At 44.5% G+C, this 7,460-nt stretch carries 9 protein-coding genes; 7 read left to right on the forward strand and 2 right to left on the reverse strand.

Going from position 1 to position 7,460, the window contains the following annotated elements; translation table 11 throughout:
* On the reverse strand, positions 1-367 hold a 367-nt coding region (locus VLN09_RS00555), incomplete at its 3' end, for an RNA methyltransferase substrate-binding domain-containing protein (RefSeq protein WP_325243082.1).
* A gap of 205 nt (positions 368-572) precedes the next feature.
* Positions 573-908 carry a pyrimidine/purine nucleoside phosphorylase gene (locus VLN09_RS00560; RefSeq protein ID WP_325243084.1) on the reverse strand — a complete coding sequence of 112 codons (336 nt, stop codon included), beginning with the start codon at positions 906-908 and terminating at the stop codon, positions 573-575.
* Positions 909-1,260: 352 nt separating this feature from the next.
* Between VLN09_RS00560 and recN the strand changes: the two genes are divergently transcribed.
* From recN to xerD, 7 genes are all read left to right on the forward strand, one after another.
* Entirely contained in the window at positions 1,261-2,940 is a 1,680-nt protein-coding gene (recN, locus tag VLN09_RS00565) for a DNA repair protein RecN (protein ID WP_325243086.1), read from the forward strand.
* Between the two features lie 118 nt (positions 2,941-3,058).
* Entirely contained in the window at positions 3,059-3,622 is a 564-nt protein-coding gene (locus VLN09_RS00570; protein ID WP_325243088.1) for a YqgE/AlgH family protein, read from the forward strand.
* Between the two features lie 98 nt (positions 3,623-3,720).
* The gene (gene ruvX / locus VLN09_RS00575) at positions 3,721-4,278 is read left to right on the forward strand and encodes a Holliday junction resolvase RuvX (protein WP_325243090.1); all 558 of its coding nucleotides are present in this window, start codon (positions 3,721-3,723) and stop codon (positions 4,276-4,278) included.
* Positions 4,279-4,335: 57 nt separating this feature from the next.
* Positions 4,336-4,863 (forward strand): hypothetical protein, encoded by a 528-nt coding sequence (locus tag VLN09_RS00580; RefSeq protein ID WP_325243092.1) that lies wholly within the window; start codon positions 4,336-4,338, stop codon positions 4,861-4,863.
* A 75-nt stretch (positions 4,864-4,938) separates the two neighbouring features.
* Positions 4,939-5,199 carry a sulfurtransferase TusA gene (gene tusA, locus VLN09_RS00585; RefSeq protein WP_325243094.1) on the forward strand — a complete coding sequence of 87 codons (261 nt, stop codon included), beginning with the start codon at positions 4,939-4,941 and terminating at the stop codon, positions 5,197-5,199.
* A gap of 121 nt (positions 5,200-5,320) precedes the next feature.
* Positions 5,321-6,511 carry a class I SAM-dependent methyltransferase gene (locus tag VLN09_RS00590; RefSeq protein ID WP_325243097.1) on the forward strand — a complete coding sequence of 397 codons (1,191 nt, stop codon included), beginning with the start codon at positions 5,321-5,323 and terminating at the stop codon, positions 6,509-6,511.
* 24 nt (positions 6,512-6,535) lie between these two features.
* Positions 6,536-7,460: site-specific tyrosine recombinase XerD (xerD, locus tag VLN09_RS00595; protein WP_325243099.1), on the forward strand; the 925-nt coding region annotated here is incomplete at its 3' end.

A 7,460-nucleotide genomic window follows, 5' to 3' on the forward strand; every position in this document is an offset into this window, starting at 1 on the left:
CGCCCATTGCCACCGCCGTACGCAAGCAAGCGCCAAAGTTATGTGCATCAGTGATTTGGTCTAACACCAGTAGCAAACAATCATCGCGACCAGCAAGGGTATCTAGCAAACCTTCATCAGCAAAGACTAATGGACGAGCGTTAAGCACCACACCTTGATGTTGCGGACTACCACACAGCTGAGTAAGTTTGTCTTTTTGCGTTGGCTGAATACTAATGCCATTATCACGTGCTTGCGCCATAATCGCTTGCACATTACTATCAGTCTCACGACCTTGTTGTACGAATAAGCTGAGACCATCTAAAGGACGGTATTCAAGTAAGGCATCAATCGCATGAATGCCATAGAAATAGGTAGGTTTTGCCATAATAGGCCTATTGATTATAAAGTGGGTATCGCATGATACGATAAAAAATATGCGATAAAAAGAGAGGTGTGTAATTGTAGCAACTAATGAGCGCTTTCATATAAATAATGTCAGCAAAAAAAAGAAATAAACCTGATAAGATTTATTTCTTTTGCATAATTGGCTTATTGGCGTCATCAACTATCTAACGACATTTTGAGGCGTATTAGCCTTCTAAATGGCAGATATATTGGACGATTTCTTCTGTACGCAGATTGAAGCCGCTATTGCCTTCGACTACGAAAGATTGTCCTGCACGGTAGTAGCTAAACTCTTCTTCACCATTTATCTTCACTTCACACTCACCACTGGTGATTTCGATACGCTCAGAGGTATTGGTACTAAAGTGATAATGCTCGACCAGATTGTCGCAAGGCAAGATAATACCCAAGGTCTTATGACGACCGTCCTCGAACATAATGGTATGGCTTGAGCAACGACCATCGTATGATATCGTGGCTTGAGCATTGACTGTTACATTGGTAAATTGCGCCGCTGTCATAGTGGCTTCCTTATCAAATAATTATTGCCAAACTAAAAAACCAAATTAAAAATTAAGCAACTGTATAAATGACAGTTATCCTACTATCTATCAAAATCTGGTGGTAAGAGTTTATCATTATGTGAGATTATGCTACCACATTATATCTATAAAGTTTGTTACAGCGGCATGAAAGTTGTACTTATTATCATGATTGCAACGGATGTTATTGATTACCTTTAAAATTTGTATTTAAGATTATTTGCCACCATACTATCTTTAATTTTGTCCCTTAACCTTTTTACTTTAATTGGCTTAGAGATGATGTTTTTGCATTGCATGCAAGATTCATTGTCGGTCATGAGAGGCGTTGATGCTAGTATCATTAACTTTACATCAGTTTGCGTTGATCGCTCAGCACGAACTGAGTGTGGCTGAAGGCTTCAATGTCATTACCGGCGAGACGGGGGCTGGTAAATCGCTATTGCTTGACGCGCTATCTTTATGTGTCGGCGAGCGTGCAGACAGTGCGATGGTCAGACATGGCGCGTCGCATGCGGATATCTACGCGCAGTTTGATGTAGAAAACAATAGCGTCATTGCTGAATGGTTTGCCAAAAATGAGCGGGCGCTAGAAGAGCCAGAAGTATTGATTCGCCGCCAGCTCAGTAATACAGGACGTTCAAAAGCTTGGTTAAATGGGACGCCAGTCAGTTTGTCTGAGCTTAAGAGTTTGGGCACACTACTGGTTAATATACATAGCCAGCATGCTCAGCAAGCGTTATTAAAACCGCAATTTGTGGTGCAATGGTTAGATGCCATGGCACAAATAACGCCACTTGCGACCCAAACCGTGACTAGCTATCAACATTATCAGCAGCTCAAACGCCGTGCCGATGAAATCGCTAGCCGTGAAGCCCAGCGTCAAGACCGTATTCAACTATTACAAAGCCAATTAGCAGATATCGCGCCGTTATTGGTTGTTGATTATGCAGAAATAGAAGCGGAGCACGAAGAGCTGTCGAATATTGAAGCCTTAATGATGGAGGCCAGTCACGGTCTGCATTTGCTTGACAATGATACTGATGAGCCAGATGTGATGACGTTGCTTGGGCAAGCGATTAAGCTGTGTGATAATCAAATGAGCGTGAGCCAAACTTTTGAGCAAGCCTCAGAGCAGCTACATTTAGCACAGCAGCAAATTACTGAAGTGACGGGCTTACTATCGGATTATGCTGAGCAGCAATTGCCTGACCCAGAACGCTTACAAACCTTAGATAGCTTAATCAGTTTAGGTCATCGCTTATCACGTAAACATAGCTTACCCGCTAATGATTTGATTGAAGAAGCAAAAGGCTGGGAAGCACAATTAGAGCAACTAGAAAACGAGCCTAGCAGTGATGCAATGGCCACGCAAATTGAGCAAGCATGGAACAAGTATCTCGCATTAGCAACTGAGCTCAATAAAACCCGTAGCAAAGCAGCACCTATTGTGAGTAGACAGCTGATTGAGCAATTACAACCGCTTGCCCTGCCCAATGCACGCTGCGAGTTTGTCTTTACTAAAAAGGCAGATGCCAGCCAATATAATGGGCAAGGCTGTTATGATATCGACTTATTGTTCAGTGCCAATGTGGGTATGCCCATGCAGCCGCTGCATAAAGTCGCCTCAGGCGGTGAGTTGTCGCGTATGGCGCTGGTGATGCAGGTCTTGCAAGCGACCAATGCTGATAATAATGCTGCCAAGCCTATGCTGGTATTTGATGAAGTCGATGTCGGTATCAGTGGTGCTACGGCACAAGTGGTTGGTGAGCTATTACGCGCACTTGGGCAAACGCAGCAACTGCTCGCTATTACTCACCAAGCACAAGTCGCAGCGCAAGCGCATCAGCATATTTTGGTGCAAAAACACCATGACGAGCAGACTGAAAGCGAGCTTGTCATCTTGACCGAGCGCGCGCAAGTGGATGAGCTGGCACGTATGTCTGGTGGTGTGATTATCACCGACGTCACCCGTGAGCATGCTCGTAGCTTATTGACCGACGTTAAGTAGTCATTCATTGTTTATAATCAACGCCTTTTGACCGCTAAATACTTGCTTTAGTTGATTTTTTATCCATTATCGCCATATAGTGGTCTCTCACCTTTATTAGTAGGTTACGTTTGTCTCTATGTCTAAAGCCAATTTGACCCATCATTTCTTAATCGCTGCGCCTGAGCTGTCAGACCCAAGGTTTGAGCAGGCGCTGATTTATATCTGCCGTCATGATAAACATGGCGCGCTTGGTCTGGTGGTCAATCGTCCACTGGAGCAATCACGCGTGGGTAAGCTATTAGAAAATTTAGATATTGAAGTCACCGATCCGCAAGTGATGGAAGATGTGGCGTTAGAAGGCGGTCCTATGTATCCGGAAGTCGGCTTCGTGCTGCATACAGGACAACCTGAGTGGGCGTCCTCTTTTGCTATTTCAGAAAACGTCTGCATCACCACTAGCCAAGATATCCTTAAACGTATTGCAGCAGGTCAAGGCGTTGGTCATTATCAGCTCTGCTTAGGTCATGCCAGCTGGGGTAAAAAACAGCTTGATCGTGAGCTTGCTAACGGCGACTGGCTAGTATGCCCTGCTGATTTAAACCTATTGTTTGATACGCCTTTTGAAGAACGTTGGCAAATTGCTGCAGATAAGATTGGCGTTAATTTTGATTATTTAAGCAGTGATATTGGGCATGCTTAGTGCCATGTATTCAGTATTATATACTTAACTTCGTATCTTTAGCGTTATACATTTAATCAATACAGCCACAAAAAATGATATAGGAAATAGCCATTACTATGGTAAATAGCACCCTTATAACAAATAGCACAGATAGCGCAGATGCTATAAATAATGATGTGGATAGTGATACCAGTGCTACTGAACCAACCATTAAACCGCATCTTATTTTGGCGCTTGATTATGGGGTCAAAAAAATGGGTATGGCGCTGGGCAATACCATCACCGAAACGGCGCGCGCTTTTGATATCTTAGCGATGAATAATGGTCAGCCGGATTGGGATAATTTGCTTGGTATTATCAAAGTTTGGGGCGTTACAAAAGTGGTGGTTGGGCTGCCGCTAAATATGGATGGCAGTAGCTCTATGCTGTCTAAACGTGCGCACAAATTTGCTCGGCGCTTGGCGCATCGAGTCATGGAACAGCATTTACCGGTGACAGTGATACTCTGTGATGAGCGCCTGACCTCAGTGGCCGCACGTGAAATTGCGTGGGATAATGGCTGGATTAAACATGAGCGTGCTCCGATTGATGATATTTCTGCCTGTATTTTGATGTCGACCTATTTTGCTGACCCTAATAGCAGTGTTGCCATCGACGCCATCAAGGCAGATTAAAAAACGCTGCTGATTTCTGCTATATCATCATTCTAAACCAATACATGACTGCTTATTATGACCACTGTTTCAAACCAAGATTTGCAAAACAAAACACAACATGGTTTTGCTCCGCTGGCTATTGCCCGTATTAAAGGCGCCCAGCGAGCAAACCAAATCGCGATTTATCTTATCTATGCTGCGATTATCGCTTTTATGGTTTTTGGCACCATTGCCAGTATCAAAGCTTTTCATAATAACCAGCTACTGTATCAATTGTTCTATAACCTGCCCTATGCTCTGGTCGCGCTGACCATTCCGCTAACGCTATATGATGCTTTTATTATCTATCGCTATCGACTTAATCAGACCTCGATGGTTATCATGACCATTGGCGTCTCGAGTATTATTTTGATCGGCGGACTGCTATTTGCCGATACAGCTTGGTTAGGTTTGGCATCATGGCTTGGCGTGGCATTTTTATTTAAAGTCAGCTTTAAACGTTTCTTTAATTTTTTAGCCGTAGCAGACTTAGCTGAGACTGAAAAAAACGCTGAAAATGATCAAACGATTCTTGCAACCGATGCAGAAAAGACATTTTTATAAAAGATATCTTTGTGAAATGAGCAACCAACAAGTATTCAGCTATCCAACATATCTATTGGGTTTATAAAATTAAATATGACAACTTCATTATTAAACACGACTATTCACCATTGTCTAGACACTCAAGGGCTGATTTGTCCTGAGCCAGTCATGATGCTGCACAAGACCATTCGTAAAGCGGAAGGCGGCGATGTTATCGAAATTTTAGCGACCGATCCCGCTACCACACGCGATATTCCTAATTTTTGCCGCCATTTGGGGCATACCCTTGTCCATCAAGAAATGCTCAATGATGCGCCAACGTATCGTTATTTAGTCCAGAAAAAAACGGCTTAATAGCTGTCGACTTCAGACTTCAATACGTTCTAATTGGTGTTAAACACTGATAACAGCGAAAGCTATAAAGTAAAAACGCTTTTAGTTGCAAATATATTCTCATTCAAACAAGGTAAATCGCGTGTTATCAACAGAAAAGCAGTATTTACAGTGGACCGAAAACGAAACCTCACGTCAAGCCCGCTGGTTGTCTCAAAGCAATCATGTACCGCCTGCGCGTATCGTTTTTGTTGACGACAAAACGACTGCAGATGAGGCTTATCGCTTGGCTTGTGAGGGTACATCCTTGCTGTGGCGCGGTGACTTTCATAATGCACGGCAATTGCTACAAGCACTTGGTCGGCGCATTGATCGCACTAATGAGCGTTCTGAGCTGCGTAAAATTAAAAAAGCCGCGAATAAATCTGCGGCTAATAAATCGGTTACTGCTAAAGAAATACCTAACTTATTCCATCAGCAACGCCAAATGCAAGCCCAGCGTTCGCGCATATTAAGCCGCTTGCTATTGGAGCTTGATGCTGGTTATATCAGTAAATTGCGCCGCGCACCTGACATGAGCGCTGCCTGTACGGCGGCTTTTGGTGAGCTTGACGAGTCGTGTGTGCTGTCATTTCGTGACCTACAAGGGGCATTAGGTGCGGCGCAGTGGCACGAAAAAGGCGTACCGATTGAGCCTTTAAACTTATCGGTTTTTCCACATTATGGCGTTTTTGCCCCAACTCGTCATGAGTATGTACAGCTATTACTTGATGCACCGCTGCCAAGTGCTTGTGATGTCGCCTATGATATTGGCACCGGAACTGGTTTGCTGGCGATTATATTGGCGCAGCGTGGTGTGAAACAAGTAATTGCAACGGACTTAAATCCGCGTGCATTAGCTTGCGCTAGCGACAACTTTACGCGTTTAGAGTTATCTTCTGTGCAATTACAGCAAGCAGATTTATATCCAACTGACGCGCCGCTCGCTGACTTGATTGTCTGTAATCCACCGTGGTTGCCTGCTAAGCCTAGCTCACCACTTGAGTATGCCGTCTATGATGCCAATAGCGCAATGTTACGCGGGCTTTTGCAAGGCGCAAAACAGCACTTAGCTGAGCATGGAGAAGTCTGGTTAATACTGTCAGATTTAGCGGAACATTTGCAGCTACGTACTCGCGATGAATTAGCAGGCTGGATTGCTGATGCTGGATTAACCGTAAAATATCGTCTCGATACCAAAGCTAAACATGGTCGCAGTCAAGATAATACTGACCCGCTATTTGCTGCGCGTAGTGCCGAAGTGACCTCGTTATGGTGTTTACAAAGTGCCTAACATTTCAACATTAAGTAGCCTCTTATGAGCCGTGACCGGGCCGTACAACAGCGTCAACCAAAAGCGCTGGCAGTCGATGACGAACCAACTTATATGACAGAATTTCGGCAAGCAATGCTTGCCCGAGGGCTGGCTACGCGTACACGCAACGCTTATATACGCGACCTGCGCTCTTGTGAGCTGACCAATCCTATTGCACTAACCCGTTGGCAGGCTGATGATGTGCTACATTGCTTATCGATTCTTACTGTCGAGGGTAAAACGCCACGCACCCAAGCACGTATGCTCTCAAGCTTACGGCAGTTTTATCTATGGATGATTGCCAGTAATTTACGTGAGGACAATCCTTGCGAGCGTATCAAAAGCCCGAAATTGGGTCGTCCACTGCCAAAAGATTTGAGTGAGGCAGATGTTGATAATCTACTGGCCGCCCCTGATACGGGCACGGCGCTTGGCTTACGTGATAAAGCCATGTTAGAGGTGCTCTATGCCTGCGGTCTACGTGTCAGTGAGCTGATTAATCTCTCACTAGAGCAAGTCAATCTTAATTCAGGTTGGCTACAAATCACAGGTAAAGGTAATAAAACGCGCTTAGTACCACTAGGTGAATATGCAGCAGATGCGCTTGAAGATTATCTAACCCATGCACGCGGGGATTTGATTGCTCATTTAAAAGCAGGAAATTGCCAAGCGGTGTTTTTGACCGCACAAGGCGGCTACATGACGCGGCAAAATTTTTGGTACTTGCTTAAGAAATACGCCAAAGTCGCTAGTATCGATAAAGAGCTATCACCGCATACGCTACGTCACGCGTTTGCCACGCATCTGCTCAATCATGGAGCTGATTTGCGTAGCGTGCAGTTATTGCTTGGGCATAGCGATTTATCAACGACGCAGATTTATACTCATGTGGCGACGGCAAGATTGCAGAAATTGCATGCTGAGCATC

It is taken from the genome of Psychrobacter sp. (genome assembly GCF_035469765.1).
GTDB lineage: Bacteria > Pseudomonadota > Gammaproteobacteria > Pseudomonadales > Moraxellaceae > Psychrobacter.

What these genes read in the sequence shown, in the direction of transcription:
- VLN09_RS00560 (WP_325243084.1), bottom strand. Translation starts at nt 908, where the DNA reads ATGACAGCGGCGCAATTTACCAATGTAACAGTCAATGCTCAAGCCACG.
- recN (WP_325243086.1), top strand. Translation starts at nt 1,261, where the DNA reads ATGCTAGTATCATTAACTTTACATCAGTTTGCGTTGATCGCTCAGCAC.
- VLN09_RS00570 (WP_325243088.1), top strand. Translation starts at nt 3,059, where the DNA reads ATGTCTAAAGCCAATTTGACCCATCATTTCTTAATCGCTGCGCCTGAG.
- ruvX (WP_325243090.1), top strand. Translation starts at nt 3,721, where the DNA reads ATGGTAAATAGCACCCTTATAACAAATAGCACAGATAGCGCAGATGCT.
- VLN09_RS00580 (WP_325243092.1), top strand. Translation starts at nt 4,336, where the DNA reads ATGACCACTGTTTCAAACCAAGATTTGCAAAACAAAACACAACATGGT.
- tusA (WP_325243094.1), top strand. Translation starts at nt 4,939, where the DNA reads ATGACAACTTCATTATTAAACACGACTATTCACCATTGTCTAGACACT.